This window comes from Brakhagea baltica (assembly GCF_052161605.1).
In the GTDB taxonomy this organism is placed as follows: Bacteria; Planctomycetota; Planctomycetia; order Pirellulales; family Pirellulaceae; genus JBKCUI01.
In genome coordinates this window covers 4,905,430-4,926,083 of the sequence record NZ_CP197409.1, presented here as the reverse complement: position 1 = coordinate 4,926,083, position 20,654 = coordinate 4,905,430, and the positions used below count along the sequence as shown (strand labels likewise).

General features: G+C 52.2%; 17 protein-coding genes. 7 read left to right on the top strand and 10 right to left on the bottom strand.

Going from position 1 to position 20,654, the window contains the following annotated elements; all coding sequences use genetic code 11:
- Positions 1 to 9 precede the first annotated feature (9 nt).
- Positions 10 to 507: a tRNA (adenosine(37)-N6)-threonylcarbamoyltransferase complex ATPase subunit type 1 TsaE gene (gene tsaE / locus SH449x_RS18925; RefSeq protein ID WP_482377638.1), complete on the bottom strand. Its 498-nt coding sequence runs from the start codon at positions 505 to 507 to the stop codon at positions 10 to 12.
- A gap of 288 nt (positions 508 to 795) precedes the next feature.
- On the opposite strand from tsaE, the gene SH449x_RS18920 reads away from it, so the two are divergent.
- A complete protein-coding gene (locus SH449x_RS18920) occupies positions 796 to 2,838 on the top strand; it encodes a tetratricopeptide repeat protein (protein WP_482377637.1) in 2,043 nt (680 codons plus the stop codon).
- Positions 2,839 to 3,063: 225 nt separating this feature from the next.
- Here SH449x_RS18920 and SH449x_RS18915 read toward each other — a convergent pair whose 3' ends face one another.
- Positions 3,064 to 3,609, bottom strand: coding sequence for a hypothetical protein (locus tag SH449x_RS18915; protein ID WP_482377636.1), 546 nt, complete (start codon positions 3,607 to 3,609; stop codon positions 3,064 to 3,066).
- Between the two features lie 186 nt (positions 3,610 to 3,795).
- Between SH449x_RS18915 and ftsY the strand changes: the two genes are divergently transcribed.
- Positions 3,796 to 4,875, top strand: a complete 1,080-nt coding sequence (gene ftsY, locus SH449x_RS18910) for a signal recognition particle-docking protein FtsY (protein ID WP_482377635.1) — start codon at positions 3,796 to 3,798, stop codon at positions 4,873 to 4,875.
- A 133-nt stretch (positions 4,876 to 5,008) separates the two neighbouring features.
- Here ftsY and SH449x_RS18905 read toward each other — a convergent pair whose 3' ends face one another.
- Entirely contained in the window at positions 5,009 to 6,721 is a 1,713-nt protein-coding gene (locus SH449x_RS18905; protein ID WP_482377634.1) for an NADPH-dependent assimilatory sulfite reductase hemoprotein subunit, read from the bottom strand.
- Positions 6,722 to 6,880: 159 nt separating this feature from the next.
- On the opposite strand from SH449x_RS18905, the gene SH449x_RS18900 reads away from it, so the two are divergent.
- The 3 genes from SH449x_RS18900 to SH449x_RS18890 all read left to right on the top strand — a co-directional run bounded on the left by SH449x_RS18900 (position 6,881) and on the right by SH449x_RS18890 (position 10,211).
- Positions 6,881 to 7,759, top strand: a complete 879-nt coding sequence (locus SH449x_RS18900) for a bifunctional 5,10-methylenetetrahydrofolate dehydrogenase/5,10-methenyltetrahydrofolate cyclohydrolase (protein WP_482377633.1) — start codon at positions 6,881 to 6,883, stop codon at positions 7,757 to 7,759.
- 93 nt (positions 7,760 to 7,852) lie between these two features.
- Positions 7,853 to 9,175 (top strand): hypothetical protein, encoded by a 1,323-nt coding sequence (locus SH449x_RS18895; protein ID WP_482377632.1) that lies wholly within the window; start codon positions 7,853 to 7,855, stop codon positions 9,173 to 9,175.
- 85 nt (positions 9,176 to 9,260) lie between these two features.
- Positions 9,261 to 10,211 (top strand): tetratricopeptide repeat protein, encoded by a 951-nt coding sequence (locus tag SH449x_RS18890; RefSeq protein ID WP_482377631.1) that lies wholly within the window; start codon positions 9,261 to 9,263, stop codon positions 10,209 to 10,211.
- Here the strand turns inward: SH449x_RS18890 and SH449x_RS18885 are convergent.
- The 6 genes from SH449x_RS18885 to SH449x_RS18860 form a co-directional block, all read right to left on the bottom strand.
- Complete coding sequence (locus SH449x_RS18885; protein WP_482377630.1) at positions 10,208 to 12,847, bottom strand: hypothetical protein; 2,640 nt, start codon at positions 12,845 to 12,847, stop codon at positions 10,208 to 10,210. The two genes, SH449x_RS18890 and SH449x_RS18885, sit on opposite strands and share 4 nt — an antisense overlap.
- Positions 12,848 to 13,167: 320 nt before the next feature.
- Positions 13,168 to 13,425 (bottom strand): anti-sigma factor family protein, encoded by a 258-nt coding sequence (locus SH449x_RS18880; RefSeq protein WP_482377629.1) that lies wholly within the window; start codon positions 13,423 to 13,425, stop codon positions 13,168 to 13,170.
- Positions 13,426 to 13,490: 65 nt separating this feature from the next.
- Positions 13,491 to 14,123, bottom strand: coding sequence for an RNA polymerase sigma factor (locus SH449x_RS18875; RefSeq protein ID WP_482377628.1), 633 nt, complete (start codon positions 14,121 to 14,123; stop codon positions 13,491 to 13,493).
- Positions 14,124 to 14,135: 12 nt separating this feature from the next.
- Positions 14,136 to 15,410: an alpha/beta hydrolase family protein gene (locus tag SH449x_RS18870; protein ID WP_482377627.1), complete on the bottom strand. Its 1,275-nt coding sequence runs from the start codon at positions 15,408 to 15,410 to the stop codon at positions 14,136 to 14,138.
- Positions 15,411 to 15,431: 21 nt separating this feature from the next.
- Positions 15,432 to 16,280, bottom strand: a complete 849-nt coding sequence (locus SH449x_RS18865) for a sugar phosphate isomerase/epimerase family protein (protein WP_482381839.1) — start codon at positions 16,278 to 16,280, stop codon at positions 15,432 to 15,434.
- A 132-nt stretch (positions 16,281 to 16,412) separates the two neighbouring features.
- On the bottom strand, positions 16,413 to 16,745 hold the full coding sequence (locus tag SH449x_RS18860) for a tetratricopeptide repeat protein (protein ID WP_482377626.1): 333 nt from the start codon (positions 16,743 to 16,745) through the stop codon (positions 16,413 to 16,415).
- Between the two features lie 362 nt (positions 16,746 to 17,107).
- Here SH449x_RS18860 and SH449x_RS18855 point away from each other — a divergent pair, with 362 nt between their 5' ends.
- Positions 17,108 to 17,284 (top strand): Flp family type IVb pilin, encoded by a 177-nt coding sequence (locus SH449x_RS18855; protein ID WP_482377625.1) that lies wholly within the window; start codon positions 17,108 to 17,110, stop codon positions 17,282 to 17,284.
- A gap of 325 nt (positions 17,285 to 17,609) precedes the next feature.
- Positions 17,610 to 18,158 (top strand): A24 family peptidase, encoded by a 549-nt coding sequence (locus tag SH449x_RS18850; RefSeq protein ID WP_482377624.1) that lies wholly within the window; start codon positions 17,610 to 17,612, stop codon positions 18,156 to 18,158.
- A 42-nt stretch (positions 18,159 to 18,200) separates the two neighbouring features.
- On the opposite strand, the gene SH449x_RS18845 is transcribed toward SH449x_RS18850, so the two are convergent.
- A complete protein-coding gene (locus SH449x_RS18845; protein WP_482377623.1) occupies positions 18,201 to 20,504 on the bottom strand; it encodes a protein kinase domain-containing protein in 2,304 nt (767 codons plus the stop codon).
- Positions 20,505 to 20,654 lie beyond the last annotated feature (150 nt).

The window sequence follows — 20,654 nt, the reverse complement described above, 5'->3', positions numbered from 1 at the left end:
GCGAAGCGTCTATCTGTTCAGTGTAGGCAAAATGTCTTCTAGAAGCTGGTTCGATCGATCGCCTGTTGCTCGTAGCATGGCAACTCTAGAAGCGTCGTTGGCACTCAACTCCAACCGGATGCTAAGGTGATCTCGAGGCAGGATATCGGGAAATCGATCGGCCCACTCGATAACGGTAACGCAATCACTCTCGAGATACTCCTCGATACCGATTTCCAGGAACTCATCCTCGTCGGCAATGCGATAGGCATCGACATGGACCATCGCCGGAGTCGTGGCGTAAGTTTGTAGCAACACAAACGTGGGGCTGGAAATGCTGGAACTATCCGCCCCCAGAGCCAATGCCAAAAACCGTGTGAGCTGCGTTTTTCCAGCCCCTAAGGTTCCCTCCAAGGCTAGGCAGCACGGTGTTTTTAGGTGAGATGCTAGCTTTCTGGCGAAATCCTCGCATTCTTCCAAGCTTCTCAAGCAAATAGTCCGTTCGTTTTGGGACGGTATATCGGTCACAGATGTTGTCCTAGGTCCGGGGAGTAGAAGGCTAGGTTCCCAAGTTTGTCGGTGAGGAACCTCGAATCGCTCATGGGCACCCATCGAAAAAATGATACACTGACGGTTATCAAAACAGGGGTAACCCCTCCAGAAATTCCAAAAGTCGAGCCCCGAGTTCGACCGTTTCACAGTGCCAAACAGACGAGCGAATCGCGAATGAGTAGCCTAGACCAATATAGCTACTGCCCTTGCGGCAACGGATCCAAGATTAAATTCTGCGAATGCCCCACCAAAAATTTTGCTGAGATGGAAAAAATCCATCGCATGATTGCTGGCGAGCAGAACGTTGCTGCACTCGACCGAATCAATCAGAACCTGCAAACGTCTCCATCAGCTCCCTGGCTTTTGGCTATGAAGTGCCAGTTGCTACTGCAACTCCGGGAAATCGAGCCTCTAGAGGAAACTTCGGCCAAGTTCATCCGCTTGCAGCCAGATAACCCCCTCGCCAAGCTGTATCGATCCTTGCTAGCCGTCATTCGAGGAAACACCGAGGAAGGGGCTTCGTTGCTGTTGCAGGCCATCGGAGACTCCACGGAAACGCTGCCGGCTCTGACGCCTACAGTCGCGTTGAATCTGCTCGAGACCATGGCCCAGCGTGGCCAAATTCTGTCGGCTCTGCTTCATGCGGAAATGCTGATGGACATGGATGATGAGATCGCCAAATTCGGATTCCAAGCCCATTCGCAACTTGCCTCGCAGACGAATGCGAACATCCTTAGCCGCGAATCCCTCCCTTCGCCAAGCGAAGGGGATGGGACGCAGTACGCCGAGCGACTCGCCGAAGCCGACGCGTTGCTCGGTGGCTATCGCATCGTGGCGGCCAAGACAAAATTGGAATCAATCCAACGCGAATTCGGTCCACAAGCTCCGATTCTACAGCGGTTGCTGTACTGCCAATTGATGCTGGCCGATACCGACACCGCAGCCGGGACCTGCAAGAAGCTTGCGAACGTAGCCGATTTGGCTGAGCCGCAACGCATTTACTACCAAGCGATGGCTTATGAGCTAGGCCCGCGATCGAACGGAGCTGCCGTTCTCGAAGAGCTATGCCAGTACGAGATTGAAGATACCGGCTTTGATGAGAAGCTCTCGACCTGCGAAAATTTGGTTCCGGTTCCCGTCGAGCAATTCAAAGGCTTGTTGACGGCGATCCTCAATGAAGAGGTTCCGCCAAAGGCTTGCTACGTCTGCGTCGAACCGTTGTTCCAAGAGCAATTTGCCGATGTGGATGCTAGCCGAACGGGATCTTGGCTGGCTTTTTACGGACGCCAAACCGACAAGCCTGCTCGCTTGATCGCGCTCGAGCCCCCCCGTGGCCCGCGTCGCGATTTGCTTGAAAAAGTCAAGGGAATGATCGGCGTTACCGGACTCAAGCGAGAGCTATTGGAATCCCTCCCAACGACTTATGCTTCCCAGGTGAGCGGCTCCGTTTTGGTCAAGAAAGAGATTCCAGCCGAGCGATCGGTTGAGTTCCGCAATCTGACTAGGCAGCATGTTGTCGATAGTTTCCTAGACTATCCATTGGATTGCTTGGGGGGAGTCGCTCCGAGAGAAGCGTCGACTGACGGCTCAAAGAGCGTCGCGTTGGCTGGCTTGCTTCTGCACTGGCAAGGAACTGGAACCAGTGGCTTGTCCGACTCCAAATACAAAGAGCTACATCAACAACTAAACCTCAAGCAACCCAGCCTTGATTCGTCAACAGATGTGTTCGACACGGTCGGTGGAGCAGCCTATTTCTGGACCGACCTCAGCACCATCCAGCCGGTACCGTTGGTCCAGTTGATGCAGTCCGCCCTTTCGCATGGTGTGGCCAGCTTGTCAGAAGCTCTAGTCGAACGAAGCGAGCAGATGCAATGGCCAGATGAGGTCAAGGATTCCGCCGAGTACACCGTTTTAAACCTCAAAGCTCAATTGACTAACGATCCGAACGTGGCTGAGAAGCTGCTGCTCAAGATCGCGGAGGCTTCGAAGAAGGTCGGAGTGCCTATGGGCAATGCGGTTTTGGAACGGGTCGAAATTCTTTCGAGCATGGGGCGAGGAACTGAGGCTCGCATGTATCTTGAGCAATCGCTCCGAGACAACCCAGAGGACCCGGCGCTGTTGCAGTTCGTCCAGATGGCCATGATGCGAGAACAACAGATGCGAGCTCGCGGAGGGGCTATGCCCGGCCAAGCCGGCGCAGCCGTATCGCCAAGCAGCGCACCTGCTTCAGGAATTTGGACACCCGGTCAACCAGCCGCTGCTCCTGAGGAAAAAGGGGAAAGCAAACTCTGGATCCCCGGCCAGTAGGTATGAGGCGACCGGCAGTAACAGTTCTACCGTAGTGGGATTCGCCAGAATTGCGATAATTCTTGGTGATGGCTACCGACTTCACCCTCCCCAAACGCCGTTTGGAGAGGGTCAGACCGCGAAAGCGTGGCTGGGGAGGTGAGGTCCCGTTCACGGTGGCGATCATCGAGAAGCTTCAGAATCCCACCACATTTAAGACGCACTCGCATGTTGGACGCATGCGTGCTAGGAGATAATGGCACCTTGGGGGCCAGCACCTTCTTCCCATTGCCGTCTGATTTCCCGCAGTCCGTAAGCACACATCTCGAACTGCTCACTCAGGCGATGCAGTAACGAGTTGGGAACTTTCTCTGGCTCGTCGGCCTCGATCTCGCTGGCAATTTCATAAGCCTTCTTCCCTTCGTAGCAGTAGCTCACGAATTGGTCGGACTTTTCGATCGCTTGGAGCCCCCGCAGCGACTCGGGGTACAAGCCGGTCCAGAAGAGCGTAAAGTCACCGATATGCCGATGAATCTCGCGCTTCGCCAAGCCGATTCGATGCTGAGACTCCGCCATGAGCGTCACCACCTCGGTCGCACGCCGCCCATTCAGCTGCCGGATTCGGTGCAGAGCATCGGTTTTCGTGAAGCGAATCAGTAAATTGCTCACGTAATTAACCAGTTCCGTATCCGTAACCCCCAACTGCGAGTAGAAAGCGTACTCGGAGAGCCCGGTAAAGAACCGTTCTAGTAGCCGATTGTTGGAATCGGATGAATCGTTTTTCGCATTCATGAAGAAGCTCCTCAATTCTGATATGCGGAACCCTTTACCCTCTATCTAAACTATTCAACCCTACTCCCCCAAGTCAAGCGAATTTTGCAGTACACAGCCAGACAAGTAACGCGACAATAGGCCCACAACAGTTTTTGGTCGCCCTGCATGGCCCGAAATGGCCCAGTATGAAAGTAGAAATCCCCGATGGTTTTCTGGAAACGTAAGCAAACCACCACTGAAAAGCAAACCACAGCCGAGCCGATAACTCCCCCCCCCGATCAGCTTCAAACGGGGGAAGCGACAACCAAATTAGGGAACTCCGTTGAACTTGATACACAAGTTCCTTTGGCTGCACAATCTGATTCCCCGGCGAAAAAGGAGTCCAGTTGGTGGAGCCGCGTACTCTCCAAGACGAATGAACTGCTGCGAACAGACATTCGCGACCTTTGGAAAAGTGAGGGGGAACTGGTAGATGACGACTTCTTAAAGAACCTCTACGCCATTTTGATCCGAACCGATATGGGTAACTCCATGGCGACCAAGATCCGCGAATCGATTCATGGCGAGTTTCGAGGCAGACGGATTAAGCTCGAAGAATGTTTGACGATCATTCGAGACAACATTGCCAAGTCGCTCAGCAACGCGAGCGGACAGCTCCAATTCGCCTCTTCGGGGCCCACCATCATTTTGGTTGTCGGAGTCAATGGCTCCGGCAAGACGACTTCGATCGCTAAGCTGGCACATCGCTTGGTCCAAAATAACAAGCGGGTGCTCCTGGGGGCTGGCGACACGTTTCGCGCGGCAGCGGTTGAGCAATTGCGGATTTGGTCGGAGCGAATCGGTTGCGATATTGTCTTGGGCGAACAAGGCTCCGATCCTGGGACGGTGGTTTTTCGTGCCACAAAAAAAGCGGTAGAAGAGTCGTACGATGTCTGCATTCTCGACACCGCAGGGAGATTGCAGACGCAATCGAATTTGATGCAGGAGCTCGAAAAGATTAAGCGAGTCGTTGCGAAGCAAGTCGCCGATGGGCCGCACGAGGTTTTGCTCGTTCTGGATGCTACCGCAGGACAGAACGCGATTAGCCAGGCCAAGGGTTTTTCTCAAGCTGCAGGTTGCACGGGAATCGTGTTGGCCAAGCTTGATGGCAGCGCCAAGGGAGGTGTCGTGGTTCCGATCTCGGAGCAATTCGCGCTGCCGGTCAAGTTCGTAGGGCTTGGCGAGAAACTCGAGGATCTTTCTGAATTCAACCCCGAGTCTTTTGCTCGTGCCCTCTTTGATTAAGGTCTAAGCACTTGGTTGGGTGGTTGGGGCTTTGCTTATAGACGGTGGAAAGATGCCGCAGGCTTGTCCTGCGGAGCCTCACGTTTCTCGCTAAAAAAACGATCACCCATCATACCCCTCGATCGGCAGATCGTTAGGTTTCCACTGACAACGCGAGTAGCTGTTCCAGACCTAGACGCGTGCAATAATCACCGAACGACTCGTCGGCTTCACGGTCCTGTTTGAAACTGACAAAGAGCGGCTTCAAGGTGCTGATTAGCTCCTCCAGCGGGATCAGGTCCTTGAAGATAAACCCGAGTCGCGTGCCCAGGCGAGTGCCACCCACGTAAATTGTGTACTTGCCCTTAGCTTTGCCGACGAATCCGATATCCGCGTTATAGGGTCTGGCACAACCGTTCGGGCAGCCGGTCATGCGTACGGTGAACAACTCCTTGTCCAGTTCCAGATCGGCAAGCACTTTTTCGAACTCATCCATAACCGCCGGTAGCACACGCTCTGATTCGGTGATAGACAATCCGCACGTTGGCAAGGCGACACACGCCATCGACCAACGCCGCACGTTGGAAATCTCCTCCGACAGTGGCAATCCTCTGCGTTTGATCAGCATGGATAGCTTTTCGCGATCCTTGTCTTCAATGTTGCAGAATAGGATGCTCTGATGGGCTGTGAGTCGAATCTCGGGATTGATTTCGGAGCAGATATCACGCAGGGCTTTTTTCCAAGCACGATTTTCGTTGTCATAGAGTCGACCATTCTCGACATTGAAACCGTAGAACCAACGACCGTCTCCTTGCTGATCCCAGCCAATATGATCATTGTGTTCGTGAACATCATCCGGCGTGCAGTCGGTCAGCTTGGAGCCATAGTATTCCTCAACACGGTCTCGGAACCATTCGATGCCCCGATCATGAATCAGATACTTGAGACGAGCCCGTTTGCGATCATCGCGATAACCAAAGTCTCGCTGAACCTTGACCACCGCTTCAGCCACATCGACCGCTTGCTCTTTGGTGACGAATGCCATGCGAGTCGCAAGCCTGGGGAAAGTTTTCTTGGCGCTAGGGGTGACACCTAGCCCGCCTCCGACCGCGACGTTGTAGCCGATCAATTCTCCATCGCGGACAACGCCGATGTAGCCGAGGCAATTGGTGTAAACGTCGGTGCAATTGTCGTCTGCCAAGGCGATGGCTGTTTTAAATTTTCTCGGCAAGTAGACCTTGCCGTAAATTGGTTCGTACTCTTCGTCACTACCACCCTCTAGAGACTCAGAGCCCGTCTCGGGATCTTGAATCCATAGTTCGTAGTAGGCCTTGGTACGCGGTGCCAGATGCATCGCGAGATCATAGGCCAGCTGCTGCAATTGTGGCCGAATGCCATCTGAGTAGGGAGCGGGACAAGCCATAACGTTTCGATTGACGTCACCACACGCCGATAGGGTGCTCAGTTGCACCTCGTTAATGCGACGGATGCATTCTCTCAAGTCAGACTTGAGAATTCCGTGGAGCTGGAGCCCCTGCCTAGTGGTCACCTTGAGAGTGGTATTACCGATCGTGTCGCACAGATCCAAGTGCGCAATGAGCTGATCGCTGGTCATGATTCCGGCGGGAATCCGACTGCGAACCATAAAGCTGTAGGCTTTCTCGCTCTTGCCCTCTGCGGTTTTGCTGCGAGCTTCTCGATCGTCTTGCTGATACGTTCCGTGAAACTTGAGCAGTTGCAAGTCATCCTTGCCGAAATGGTCGCTGTCGGTTTTTAATTCCGATCCAATTGTTCCACGCAAAAAACGACTCTCAGCCTTGATCCCTTCGACAGGGCTGAGCTTTTCTGGTGCGCCGGTATCTGACATCGATGATCTACTTTGAAATGAAAACGAGAGGAGAATTCAAACTAATTTTGCGAAGGAGCAATGGATCCTCTACGCAATGACTACAACAAGAATATAACAAATAGACGCTTTGCCGATATCCCGAAACGAAGACCTTAACCCACGAACCCTATCAACAAAATGACCGCACAAGTACTGGACGGGAAAACCATCGCTCTCGAGATTCGTCGAGAAATCCAAGTCGAGGTCGGCGAGTTTATTGCAAAATCGGGAACCATTCCTTGCTTAGCAGCTATTTTGGTGGGGGAGGATCCTGCGAGCCAGGTGTACGTTCGGAACAAGGAGATCGCATGCGAAAAAGCTGGAATGAAAAGCCAGCTTTTGCGATTGCCGTCCGACACGACGACGGAACAACTCCTCGCCGTATTAGATGAACTTAATCGCGATGCGTCGGTTCACGGTATTTTGGTTCAGTTGCCGCTGCCGAAGCAGATCGACGAACGTCTGGTTTTGGACCGGGTCTTGCCGAGCAAAGACGTTGATGCGTTTTCGCCCGAGAACGTCGGGCTCATGTCTCAGGGTCGGCCACGGTTTTTGCCATGTACACCGCATGGGGTCATGCAGTTACTACACCGATGCCAAATCGAAACCACGGGCAAGGAGGTCGTCGTCATCGGCCGCAGCGACATCGTCGGCAAGCCGTTAGTAAGCATGCTATTGCAGCGAACTGGGCCGTGTGGTTCCACCAATGCTAACGCGACGGTCACGTGCGCTCACAGCCAGTCCAAGGATCTGCCGTCTATCCTGAAGCGAGCGGACATCGTTATTGCCGCGATTGGCAAGGCGAACTTTATCACGGCGGAAATGATTAAACCGGGTGCTGTCGTGATTGATGTGGGCATCAACAGATTGGGGGACAGCATTGTGGGGGATGTGGATTACAACCAAGTAAAAGAGGTCGCGAGCGCTATCACGCCGGTTCCAGGGGGGATTGGCCCCCTCACGATTGCAATGCTTCTTCGCAACACGCTTGAGGCGGCGAAGCAAGCGATTGGCTAGCGTTTCTTTATAGCGAAATCAGCATTGGCCCAAGTTGCCCAATTTGATATCCCTCTGCCAGGATTTGGTTAGCTCAACCGATGTGGCAGAATAATGATTCGTATACAAAAACTCTATTTGCAGCAACTATTGGCTTTAACGACGTTGCTTCTTAGCCCAGCGACCATAGCGCTCGCGCAAGAAACTGCTGCACCCCTCGGTCCACAGCAGCCTATGCAGTCGCCTGCTACAGCGCCTACTACACCGTCGTCTGCTCAGGAGCCTACTCAAACGCAATCCCCTCCGGAGAATCGTCAACCAAAGGGACCGTCGGTATTGGCACCTAAATTGGTCCCAGACGTCAAGCTCCCCAATAACGCCGGCCAGTACTGGGTGGAATACGACATTCGTGCCTACACTGAGAATGTCAAGAATATGGAGCGGCCTCAGCAGGTCTTAATCGACTGGATTCTGCGAGAAACGGGAACTGATTCCTGGTTTGGCGAAGTAACCGGCGTCATAACGGCTGATAAATCAACCCTACGAGTTTTTCACACGAACTCGATGCACAACAAGATCGCTGCGCTTTACGAACGATTCGTCAATGGTGCATCTGAGCCACAGGTCTTTGGGCTGCGCATGATCCAGGTGGCGAACCCTCAGTGGCGAGCCCGGTCGATGGGGTTGATGCGATCCATACCTGCTGCTTCAAGTGGCGTGCAAGCGTGGCTAATGCCTAAGGAAAATGGTGCCATTCTCATATCGCAACTCAGAGAACGTTCGGATGCAAAGGAACTGCAAGCCGTTGAGATTCCATTGTACAACGGACAACTCCAGGCGCTCGAACAACTTCGTTCCCGAAATTATCTGAAGGAATATGTTCGCAACACCGCTGCCCCTTACCCACCGATGATTTCTGTGTCCGAGGAAATTAAGGAAGGCTTTCGGTTACAGTTCAGCCCGCTCATGAGTTTGGATGGACGTCAAGCAGAGCTTATGATTAAGTGTGAGATCGATCAAGTCGAGCGACTCAATCAGGTGCGTATCGATCTACCCATGGGCGGAAATCAAACCCAAGCTGCTTTTATCGAGGTCCCGCAGATCGTTTCCTGGCGTTTGCAGGAGCGAATCGATTGGCCCACCGACCAAATTCTATTACTGTCGTGTGGAATTGTAGCCGCCCCCAATGCCCCCCAGGATAACACACTATTGGCTAATCCCCCCTCTCTGTTTGGACTTAATCGTATCATCCCAGCGGTGGGGCAACGCATGGATGCTTTGCTCTGGATTGAATACCGAGGGCCTTTATCTACTCAGATTCATCATGCTGGAGCATCGCAGGCTACCGCGTCCCAGATGACCAATATGCCAGGGCAATCTTCTCCCTCGCTTCCCATGACCTCCAACAACGGGAGCTTGTCACGTGGACGATACTAAAACAACATCGGCGCACAAATCTGTTCGTAAGCGATTGGTGAGATCCATCCAGCTTTCGCTCCTTGCGAGCCTACTGGGTTGCCAGATGACGGCTCCGATTAGTACTTGGAAAGCGGGAGAGATCTCCAAACCAGGGATTGTTCGGGTGGCCATCTCTCCTGTGGGTGTTGCCAGTAGAGCAATGTCGACGAGTCAATTCGTTTCCGTCGAGGAATTGCGAAGCGCGGCGAAATCGCTTGAGACTTCGATCGTTGCAACCATTCCTCGACCCAACCCGATGTTACTCGCGGTCACGCCGGACCAACTGGCGACCGCTAGTCAGATTCAGTTGGTGTCGTTCGACGATCAGCCCAACGAAACGGCAGCGGTCGGCGCTGCTCGCAACACCAACGCTGATTTTATGCTCCAAGCCAACGTCGTTTTCGCCCAACTCACTCCACCCGAACAAGAGCGGCGATCCTTCTTCGACAAACTGTTCGGCATGCAGGATGATGAAATGCATCTAACGGTGCACTGGACTGTTGTAGATGTGCACACGGGAGCAAGAGTTCTTGAAAAGACGATTGACACGACAGAGTCAGATGTCAAGAAAGCGATCAAAGCCGCCGGCAATCAGTTACAAATGGAGCAATCCAGTCTGGTCTCTCTAGCTGCATACCGGGGATGGCAGTTAGTATCGCCGCAGCTAAAGCCGGACGACGTAATCCTCGATCTACCATGGTTCTGGTTAGGGGCGTCTCAAGTTCGTAAAGGTAATGGATACGCTCGACAAGGGCGTTGGGATCTTGCGGAAAGAGAATGGCAAACGGCCGCAGACCAGCATCCGACCAATGCCGCTGCGTGGCACAACCTAGCGATCTCTGCGGTCGCTAAGGAGGACTTTGCCTTAGCTCGTTCGAGACTTCGACACGCTGACAATATTGCCCGCGGTCGTTCGACCTACAAGACGGATAAGTGGCTCGAAGAACAACAGCGCCACTATCACGCCATCATGGGCTTCCCACCTCCCGAAGGAGGTTGGAAATTCATCGACTAGCGTTGCATGGATTTCTCTAGAATAGCAACATGCGGTGAGTTCGCTTCGCTGATGGCGACTCCAATCCATCCATCCCGCAAAACAAGTTGCGATACCGCGAGCCCCTGTGCCCGTTCGTCCTCGAGAATCCAATCGGCCACGACCGGGATCGCATCTTGATTTGCCAGAACCTTCGTAAAGATCGTTCTCAATGGCAGGCGATCACGGGCACTGATCTTGGGGCCTTCGACACTGACTGTTCCATCGCGTTGGAGCCCTGCCCACAAGCCGTTAACCGTCGGTTGGTAAGCCACGTGAATGTTAAAGTTCTTTATCAGCAGGCGACCTGGTTGCTCAATCGATTCGATGCGGAGCGTAAGCCATAACTTACCGTCTTGAAAATCTAACGTGATCGGGTTGTTAGGCTGAAACCTGACTCGGACATCCTCACCTTGCTCTAACTCTAGGGTCTTGCGCGGTTGCTTGAGAAGATCGGAGATATGATCCGCGAGCTCTTGCGCTGACCAATCTTTGCCGCCAGTCACGATTTGGCTTGCTACGTTGTTGAATGCGGATTGGTGTATTTGCACCGACATCAAACTGTCCGCTGGAGCGATCGGGCGGGCCGTGTTAGCTCCCATCTGTGAATCACTAGCCACTCGATAACGCACAATGAGCCGCTCTTCAGTGGAATTCATCGAAACGATTGTTGGCTCTAAGCTGAGTCCCTGAAGCGGGCTTAGCAAGCGGGATTCGAATTGGGTTTGTGAATTGCGTATCTTGGAATTCAACTGCGTGTCGAATTCTCGGTCCGTTTCTCGAGCGATGGTCGTTTGAGCAATGCGTCGAGCAACCGGTCGCTTTTCCATGAACTCATTCTTTGCGATGCTTCGAACAACATCGCCGAATATGGGCAAGTTATCCCACTCGGTCGACAGCTTTTTGAGCGAATCGCTGGACTGTACAGTGGCGGGCCTTCCGTTAACTTCAAAGCCCTGCGGGTGAATGCGAATCGATCGCGCCGCGTTCACATTGGCGAGAGAGTGGCTGTAAAACGTTGCCCCGTTTCGGCTTGATCTGGTTTGGCTGCTAACATCACCATCTAAGTTAAGAGCTATCGTCCAGCCGTAGTCATCCGGCTTAAAGTCCGCTTGGAGGTGAGTGGTGACAACGCTTGCCCCACGTGTATCAGCACCTAGAATGTTTTGGCGAACAGGCTTCTCTACTGTGTTGGATTGTGGGAGCATCCGGTTAACAAAGGTCTCCGAGATAGCGACCCGCACGTTTGCGTTCTTATAGTGCGATGCAATCGCCTGGCTTATGGCAGCCTGTTCTGTATTTGCCGAAAAACGCAAGGATTGGATCGCGTCCGAAAGCGTAACGCTGCATCGGTGCGTCGGATTGGATTCGAGCATCTCGATATCCTCAAGGAGCTGTCGATAATCGACGGGGCTTACTGTCCAAGGGTGGACCAATGAGGCCAACTCCCTGATTTCGTCGGACCGCAAGAAGTTTGATTGCTCGTTCGTCACATGCGTTGCCAATACGTGATTCAGGAATCGTCGAGCCAGTTTAGCTTTAGATTCCCGATCCACGTGAGGAGCATTGAGTGCAGCGATCTCATCGAGCATCAGGTATGACTTCCAAGACTCCGGCTGTCCGGTCCGAGCAATCAACGCTCTCACCGCGTCGACCGAATACTCTAACGAATGATTCGGACGGCCTGGAAACTCATTAGTGTTTGAGTAGGACGTCTCGTCCATCACTTGAGAGAATATCACCTCGCTGGAATCGGTGAATCGGAGGGATATGGGGGCTGCAGGTTTGCTAATGCAAGTATGAATCGCAGTCCAGACCGATACGCGACGTTCGATAGAATAGGCCAACCGGGCCAGCGAGGCGGAAATCTCTTGCCGGTCCGAGGCAATAAAACTGGCGTACTCGGCAAATTCCATCCCAATGTTTCTAATGTGGGTCAAGATCTCTGATATGGCTACCTCGTTCAACCTGCTTTGTGCCAAAACATCTAGCGATGTTGACAAATCGACCAACCATGCGAGCAGGTTCTGATCAGACTCTGCATCGAGAAGAATCTTTACGGATTCGATCTGCTCCTTCAACTGCTTGGGTTCTGGCCAATTCTGAGAAGGTGCCATGTTGGAAATGGAGCCTCGTGCCGTCCACGAGGTTTTCGGCTGAACCTCTTTGACTTCCTTGATTTTGGAAACCAACTCCATAGGAGGCTGCGGCTGGGTTGCTTGTGTTGCCGCTAGCATCTCCGGCGCTCGGCCGTAAGAAATCGTCTCTTCGACGCTGTCTAGCCCTGTCGTCGAGGGTGCGAACAGTGTCGCAGAGGCAGGAGGGGCAAACAACGAGACCGAATGAGTACTCGATCTGTTATAGTCGAGCCAAGACGCGTCATTTACCAAATTCTCGAGCGGTTCCGATGCAACAACTGATGGATAAGCTGGGGCGGCAATCTTTTGCTTGGGATTGACGTTTGTTGAGACCGTCAGAAACGAGGTCCTCGGGTCCCGGTATGTGGGCCTCCCAAAGTTGTTGTAGGTGTTCCCAAAGTAGAACACGGCAAACATGCTACCCGCGACCAACATGGCGTAGAACCAACCACGCGATCCTCGCTGCGCACCGTTTGACATCCGTTTCATCCCTGTTTGCGTCTGCTGCCATCACCAATAGTGCATGAAGCTTGGTAATGCCATCAATCCATTGATCTGAGTTCAAAATCCTCCATCTCTTCTTCGGCCGAACGCTGCCGTGGCTCAAGCTTGATTCGGCCCGATTGGCTGGACATCTTCCCGGCGGCCGTCAGCCTATGCCACCTATGGCAACTAGAGAAAATGGAACGATCAGGGAGGACTGGAAAAATAGGGCAATAAGGTGAGCAACAACTAGAGATAGGAGCGTAACGGCGTTAGCCGTACAGTGACTAGCAATGCGAAGCAAGCCAGGAGACGCCCTACGCGTGGACAGATTTCTCGCCGAACTTCTCCAGCCACTTCGCCTTGAGCGTTTCTTGAAGGGCAGAATGAAATGCGCTCGGCATCTCATACGGTTTTCCGTTGTGATACAAAGCGATCGTTTGGCGGATATTGTCCACCACTACCTGACAAGGGTTGCAGCCCGCCAAATGCTCTGCAAATTCCTCGCAAATCTCGGTTAATTCCGCACCGTCGACATAGTCGTTTAAGGCTTTTAGTAGTTCTTCACAGGTCATGGATTGGTCCTCTTACAATAGCTTAGATGCACGGCTCTCGATTAAGTTACAAATCTTGCAAAAGGTTATTCGTGTTTGTGGTCGGGTTGTAACGCTTGATTCGGATCCCCAAAACGCCTGGTCATTTCCTCGCGGAGCATGAGCCGAGCTCGTAGCAGTCGCACCTTTACGGTCGATTCGGTGAGCCCGAGGGCTTCGGACGTTTCGCGAACTGAAAGTTGTTCGACGTCCCGCAGTAAAAAAACCGAACGATATTTTTCGTCCAAGCCGTCCAGAGCTCGCTCTAGCTCGTCCTGAAACTCATGCCGCTCGGCAATCTGCTGAGCGGTTTCCGTCCAAGGAGCAATAAACTCAGGGTGTGGCAGATCGCCGTAGCTGTCTTCCTTGGTAATCTCGGAGAAGCTCGACATGGAGACAGTTTTTCGCTTGCGCAGAATTTTCAAGGCAAAGTTGGTCGCGATCTTGAGCACCCAGGTTGAGAGCGAGGATTCCTCGCGAAACGAATCGATGTGCTCAATCAATGCGACAAAAGTCTGCTGTGTGACATCCTCCGCATCATGCGTACTTCTAACAATTCGCATCGCCAGGCCAAACACCCGCGGTTGCAAAGTCCCAATCAACGTTTGGAACGCTGCAAAATCGCCGGCTTTTGCTTGGCTCAACAATTCTGCCGCGCTGTCAATATTCGTGGTGGTCATGCCATTGCCCAATTACTTCCAATGACGATCGGCGAAGTTCATGAAGTGAGTCCAATCTTCGGGCAAAATGTCATGTGCACCCTCGCGTACATGATAGCCAACTCGATCTCCTACACTTATACCAGGAGCAGGTTTGGTTTCTGATTCGAGACCTTTGTAACCGAGCAATTCATAAACAGCAGAGGCATAATAACCGCTTAAGTATTCCCCTTTCGGGTCTGCCCATTCGTCTTTGGTTGCACTCGCGATGTAAACAGGTCTGGGAGCAATCGACGCGACGAGCGTATGCGCATCGTGTGGCATCTCGGATTCGTTATCGTCGAACCGCCGGAAATTGCCGCAGAACCAGTGCGGGAATGCCTTGTTGATGATTGCGACCGTCTCCCCAAAGTAACGACGCTCGATCGCTGCACCTCCACAACCCGAATTGTTAGAAATGACGAGTGCGAATCGTGGGTCAGTCGCTCCAGCCCATAGTGCCGTCTTGCCAAGTCTCGAGTGGCCGATAACAGCGACGCGTGATGCATCAACAGCGTCATGTTGCGTTAGGACATCGAGCAGTCGTGACAATCCCCAGGCCCATCCACCGATAGAGCCCCAGCGATTGGTATGCTCATCGGTCGATCGAAACTCGGGGAACAGCGAATGGACCCCGTTCTGAAAACCATCATCAAAGTCAGGGTCGATGTCTCCGTAGTAAGCCGTGGCGACAAAGAATCCTCGTTCGTTGATTTCCCGAATGGGCCATCTATCTTTCTCGGCTCCTCGTCCCTTTTCTGTAGCTCGATGGTCCACGACCCCAGCGTTCGGATTCTCTCGCATCCAGCTGGTCGGGATTCTCATGGCTGGATCCGTGACCGACGCATGGTTTCCTTGGAAATTGAGCCCTAAGAAACCTCCAGATCGAGTCTGCTTAGTCGGCAAGAACAAGGCCAGTTCCACATCAAGGGAAGCATGTTCGGTTGCGAGGTGAACCACGTATTGCTCTCGCAATGTATTCCCGTCATACATCAACCCTGACTCAACCTTCTCAAATGTGATCGTACACGAGTCCGTTGGGAGAAATCCGAATTGGTGCTCCGAAAGAACCTTTACCAAGTCACTGCGGTGCGACTCCCATTCGCTTGCTGTGACTGCCCTTCCGTCGGTCTTCAACAGAAGAGGAGGCAATTCACCCATATTGACGAGCGCTTCGTCATAGTTTGCCTTTTTGGGTTGGGCGAACAGCGGACTGCTTGAGGTCATGGCAAGACAAAGCAATAACGCAAGAGAGGATTTTGCATTCACGATTTCACACTTTGCAAGTAACTAGGAGGGAAGGATTTCACGAGTAAGCTTGGTTAGCAACGTGGTTGCGTGCAGGATTTCGGCCTTTTGTCTCTCTGGCTCTTGTGGAATCTCGCGTTCAATTGTCAGGGGGCCACGGTAACCGATCTCCTTTAGGGTCTTCAAGTACAGAGCCATGTCAACTTGCCCTGCCCCAAGTGGAACTTCGCACCCCCATGTGACACCAGGCTTGTCACTCCAGGTCGCATCCTTGCAGTGTACGCTTCTGACGTATTTGCCGACGTGCTTTAGCGCGGGAATCGGTTCTCCGGTCCCGTACAGAATCATGTTGGCAGGATCGAAGTTGATGAACAAATTGTTGCACCCAGTGTCTTCGATGTAGTGCAATAGAGCTTCAGCGGTCTCCTGTCCTGTCTCGAGGTGAACGTTTTGTTCATTGCGGGCAGCATGGTTGCAGAGTTGTCGTGTTACTTCGAGCACATCGGCATATTCTTTGGAATTGCGATCGTGAGGAACGACGCCAACGTGCAAGCCGATCACGGAGCAACCAAGAAGCTTGGTAAAATCCGATATCTCTAGCATTTCAGCCAGACGTGCCGCGCGCGTTTCCGCCGGAACCAGACCGATCGTTCGCTCTACCGTCGGAATATCCGCATAGCTTTCGCCATCGAAGCCACCAAAGACGCAAGTCAGTTCGATTCCGTATTCTTTCAGTTTTTGTTGGAAGCTCTCGGCAGCTTGAGGATTCCTGCCTTCGGCATGAGGTGTATGAAGCTGAATAGATGGAACCTGGAGTTCCTTGGCGACTTCGAGACGGACACCCAATCCGGCATCGATGCTGGTGAAAACCCCTAAAGACCATGGAGGCAAAGACATGAAAGACTCACGTTTGGTTTAGCGTAAAGAAGGAGGGAATTCTCGTGCGAACAGCACATTCCCAAGCAGCAGTCAGCATGCTTGGGAAATGTGATCGCGAACAATTGGCAGTATTGTAGCGTTTTCTTAGCCTTCCAGCATTCTCGCACGAGCGAGAGCATCCTCTGCAAGCTGGATGTAGCGTTGATCCTGGGTGCCCGCCCAAGCCTTTTGATAGGTAACACTCAGCACCGTGTAGTTAAACCCCTCGTTAGGCTCAAGCTCGCATGCCTTGACGGCGTGTTCGCAGGCCTTTTCATGAGTTCCCAGTTGTGTGTGGATTCTGGCGAGAGTTAGATGCGACAGGGCATGATCCGGGACATCTTGGATCAAGGCCTCGAGTAGCTGTTTTGCAGCCTCAAGGTCACCTTTGTCCTTGAGTTGTTCGGCTTCGCGATATCGTTCTTTGGTTGTTTGCATTTTTCTTGAGAAAATTTCTGGGGGTAGGTTTGTTGCGATTGCAATGGATACGCTCAATGTAGTGGGGTTTTCATGCCTCACCAATCGGTTCGACCATCATAATCGCCATTCTAGAGCGAGGATTTTTTTGCAAACGGGAAAATCGCTCAAGATAACTCATTCTCCGCAGAGCTCAGAATTTGACTAGCCGGGATTCTGTCCTAAGTTTCGTGTGGCGTTTTCGAGTTGAGACGCTGACCGCACTAGTCGTGGTCGACTCGCCCCAAATTGGCCGGTTTCTTGGCGTAGAAGCTGGACGAAGATTGAGGGTCTACATTTTATTTACTCGGTTTGGCCGAGACTACCTGTCGGAGGGTATCTAGATGAAGAATTTCGCCATGAAGTTGAAGCGTTTCTTGAAGAGCGAAGACGGACCAACAGCTGTTGAGTACGCTGTTATGTTGTCGCTCATTATCGTTGTTTGCTTGACTGCTGTTACCAACATCGGTAAGCGAGCAAGTACGACGTTCACGAACGTTTCGAACCAACTGGGTTCGTAATTGCGAGCCTTTGATTCTCCAGTTCTGCTGGCGAATCGCGTCCGAGATTTTTCTCGGTACTAAATGCACACCAACTCCGGGAGTTGCACTGGACGTAAGTCCGTGCAATTCACCGGTTTGGTGCATTCCATGAGAGGCAGGAGTAGATCATGCATCAAGCATTTTTTCCAGTTGAAGCTATTTCATCATTGTGGATGTTGGTTTGCTGCGCAGGAACCCTGTTTACCGTGTTTACTGTTTGGCTCATGTCTCCTAGATGACAAGTGCTTCGTTTTCGGATCTTTGGTGTGAACCGCTTTAGCGATTTTTTGGGAAGTTGAATACCATGATTAATGGACTAATTGCAAACTGGCATATTTGGACGGTCTCTATCATCCTCGTCGTCGCTGCGGTGATCGACGGCTGGAAGTTAAAGGTCCCAAATTGGATCACATTCCCAATGATCGTCACCGGCTGGCTTTACAGCTTTGCATCTGGAGGTTGGTCAGGTTTAGGATGGAGCTTTCTCGCTACCTTCTTCGGACTGGCGCTCCTGTACGGAATCTATATGATCGGTGGCATGGGAGCTGGCGACGTGAAACTGCTCGCAGGGATCGGCGCTTGGGTCCATGCCGAACATACGTGGAATATTTTTGCAGCTACAGCTATCGTCGGTGGAATCATGGCTCTGTGCATGGTTGCCTACACGGGTGCTTGGAGAAAGCACTATGCTCAATTCCGCATGCTGATCAGTGAGTTTGTTGAAGTCCGCGACCCAGAGGCTCTCTTTCAACGAGCAGCAGAGCGCAAACCGCGAATGTTTTTGCTTCCGTACGGGATTCCAATGACAGTTGCTGCTCTGGGATACTTTGCCTTTCAAGGTATGTATTTCTAAGCCGACATATCGCATTGAGCGAGAATGTACACAACCGACCGGCTATTCATCCGGATGATGCATCGTTGCATCGAAACCTGCTGAGGTTTTGTAGCCAATCGGCAGCGTCTGCGAGGAAGTGGGACTGCCTGCGTCACCAGAGCCTTGAGCAAATTGAGGCGAGAACAGCTCTTTATCAGTTCTGAACTCTCGCTCGTGGTAGAGCCACCAAGCTTCCGCTTTTTCACGACACCAGTCGTCCGTGACAGGTACACGCTCGAGTTTAATCGTGAGGTCTTTGGCAGTCTGGGGACGATTCGCTCTGCTTTTTTCCAGGCAAGCCATAATAGCCGCTTCAAGCTGCGGATTTATGTCAGCCTTGATACGGCGTGAAGGGGGTACAGGGGTTGAGTCAATATGTTGCTGGAACAACTCTCCCAAGGAAGTCGCCTGAAACAGTGACTGTCCTGTCAGCAGAAAGTAACCGACTGCGCCGAGAGAGTATATGTCGCTACGTACATCCACCGATTTGGGATTTTGAATCGCTTCGGGAGACATATACATAGGGGTTCCAGTCATCCCCTTATTAGCTTCGGTTCCCGGATCCTCTTCGAGAGATCGGACCAAACCAAAATCGAGTACCTTAACGACATCGCACTCTCCACCCCGTCTATTGAGCATGATGTTAGCAGGCTTGATATCGCGGTGAACGAGTCCGAGCGAATGGGCTTCGTATAACGAACTGCAAATCTGCTTCAGAATCGAAATAACTCGACCTGCTGGTTGAGGTCCGTATCGATCCACTAAGGTTTGCAAATTGATGCCATCCAAATATTCCATGGCATAGAAAAAGACTCCTTCGGGAGTGCGGCCATAGTCGTAAATTGCAATCGTGTGCGGATTGTTCAATTGACAGGTTATCTGCACCTCGTGCTCGAATCGCTCGACCGCAGCGGGGGTAACATTTTCGGATTTCAGGAGCTTGATTGCCGTCGGTCGACGCATCATAGAATGGTGACCTTTATAAACCACTCCCATTGCGCCAGTACCCAGCAGTGTTTCCAATCGGTACTGCCCGAGCTCCTTCGCTTCAATCGCGGCCTCCCGAGCCTCCCTTTGCGTTTTCGCCAAGATGATCGTGAAAATGAAAATGGCGATCGCGGTGATGATAAGCAGTGCAAACAGGGAGAAGAAGACCCATCGCAATATCGTCAACGGCTGAAATGCTTCAGCGGAATCAATCTCAGTGATAATGCCGATCTCATACTCAGGCAGCCACGTCCAAGCTGACACAGCTGGTTCACCTCGATAATTGCGGTGCCCATCTAAACTGACTCCGGTGGTGCCTGCCAGGGCTTGTTTGCAAGGAAATGTGAACGGCAGATTTCCTCTTCGAACTTTGGGGCGAAATCCTTTGGAGAGATTGCCGCCAGGATCACGGATTTCGACCTTCAAAATTGAAGCCTCTCCATCCCGGTCAGGAATCAATCCGGCCATCATCAATTGCTCATCGAATCGACTATTCGAAACCAGCAATCCGTATTTGTTGATGGCATAGGTCTCGCCGGATTCTCCCCTCTGACCGAGCTGAAGAATCTCCGTGAACTCTCGCTCTGGCCGAATCCGCATCCCAAGCACAGCGATCGGCTGGAAGTCCGAGTTGCGAATAGGGGCCAACGCAAACATCGTTGGTACCTCAGCTCGCATTCTCCCTTCTTGGTCGCGGAGTAAAACTGCACTTGGAAAGGGTGGTGTAACTGTTGGTTTGCCTGCGCTGAAAATCTTGCTGGCGACACTCGTGTATTGCGTCACCGCCTGGCCAACAATTTCCCGTGTATGTGAAGCGATAATACGCTGTTCGCGGTCGACCACAATGAAGCCAGCAAAGTTATGAGCCGCCATTCCAGGCAGTAGTAACTGGCCAATCTTTCTTCCGAGTTCATCCATTTCCTCTGGAAGAGACTTCTCCGCGTCGGTCGCCCCCTTGCCGGTATCTAAGGCTTGTTGCAATTCCACAAGTCGGGCAACATGCGACCTGAACTCTGACGAGTTGGCCATCGCTGTCGCATTAGCCTCTTGGCCATGAAACCATTTTTCCAGCATCGAACGTTCAATCTGGAGCAATGTGGTTAGCTCTGCACTTAAGCCTGCTTCAATGGAATGCTTAATGGAGCGATTTAAAAAGTAACCCATGGTCGCCAGGACGACAAACACCACGATCGGCCAGATCCAGATCTGGCGTTTGAGAAACATTCCGGTCGTTTTGAACGTATTCGAAAAACTCGTTTGCCCAAAAGTGACATTAGCCCTGGATGGATCATCTTTAAGGCGAGACGCTTGAAAAAGACTCGATAGCTTGGAAAGCATATTCGCCTGAAATTCGGGTAAATCAATTCGTGTGGGGACTCTTGTGTTTCCTGATTGTAATTCGATCGCTATTCCCAACAACGCAAAAGTGCCGATGGGTGCCCCAGTTCCTGAGAAAGGAGAGAAGCTTTTGGCCGATGGTTCGAATGA

What these genes read in the sequence shown, in the direction of transcription:
- SH449x_RS18920 (WP_482377637.1), top strand. Translation starts at nt 796, where the DNA reads ATGGAAAAAATCCATCGCATGATTGCTGGCGAGCAGAACGTTGCTGCA.
- SH449x_RS18915 (WP_482377636.1), bottom strand. Translation starts at nt 3,609, where the DNA reads ATGAATGCGAAAAACGATTCATCCGATTCCAACAATCGGCTACTAGAA.
- ftsY (WP_482377635.1), top strand. Translation starts at nt 3,796, where the DNA reads ATGGTTTTCTGGAAACGTAAGCAAACCACCACTGAAAAGCAAACCACA.
- SH449x_RS18905 (WP_482377634.1), bottom strand. Translation starts at nt 6,721, where the DNA reads ATGTCAGATACCGGCGCACCAGAAAAGCTCAGCCCTGTCGAAGGGATC.
- SH449x_RS18900 (WP_482377633.1), top strand. Translation starts at nt 6,881, where the DNA reads ATGACCGCACAAGTACTGGACGGGAAAACCATCGCTCTCGAGATTCGT.
- SH449x_RS18895 (WP_482377632.1), top strand. Translation starts at nt 7,853, where the DNA reads ATGATTCGTATACAAAAACTCTATTTGCAGCAACTATTGGCTTTAACG.
- SH449x_RS18890 (WP_482377631.1), top strand. Translation starts at nt 9,261, where the DNA reads ATGACGGCTCCGATTAGTACTTGGAAAGCGGGAGAGATCTCCAAACCA.
- SH449x_RS18885 (WP_482377630.1), bottom strand. Translation starts at nt 12,847, where the DNA reads ATGTCAAACGGTGCGCAGCGAGGATCGCGTGGTTGGTTCTACGCCATG.
- SH449x_RS18880 (WP_482377629.1), bottom strand. Translation starts at nt 13,425, where the DNA reads ATGACCTGTGAAGAACTACTAAAAGCCTTAAACGACTATGTCGACGGT.
- SH449x_RS18875 (WP_482377628.1), bottom strand. Translation starts at nt 14,123, where the DNA reads ATGACCACCACGAATATTGACAGCGCGGCAGAATTGTTGAGCCAAGCA.
- SH449x_RS18860 (WP_482377626.1), bottom strand. Translation starts at nt 16,745, where the DNA reads ATGCAAACAACCAAAGAACGATATCGCGAAGCCGAACAACTCAAGGAC.
- SH449x_RS18855 (WP_482377625.1), top strand. Translation starts at nt 17,108, where the DNA reads ATGAAGAATTTCGCCATGAAGTTGAAGCGTTTCTTGAAGAGCGAAGAC.
- SH449x_RS18850 (WP_482377624.1), top strand. Translation starts at nt 17,610, where the DNA reads ATGATTAATGGACTAATTGCAAACTGGCATATTTGGACGGTCTCTATC.
- SH449x_RS18845 (WP_482377623.1), bottom strand. Translation starts at nt 20,504, where the DNA reads ATGCTTTCCAAGCTATCGAGTCTTTTTCAAGCGTCTCGCCTTAAAGAT.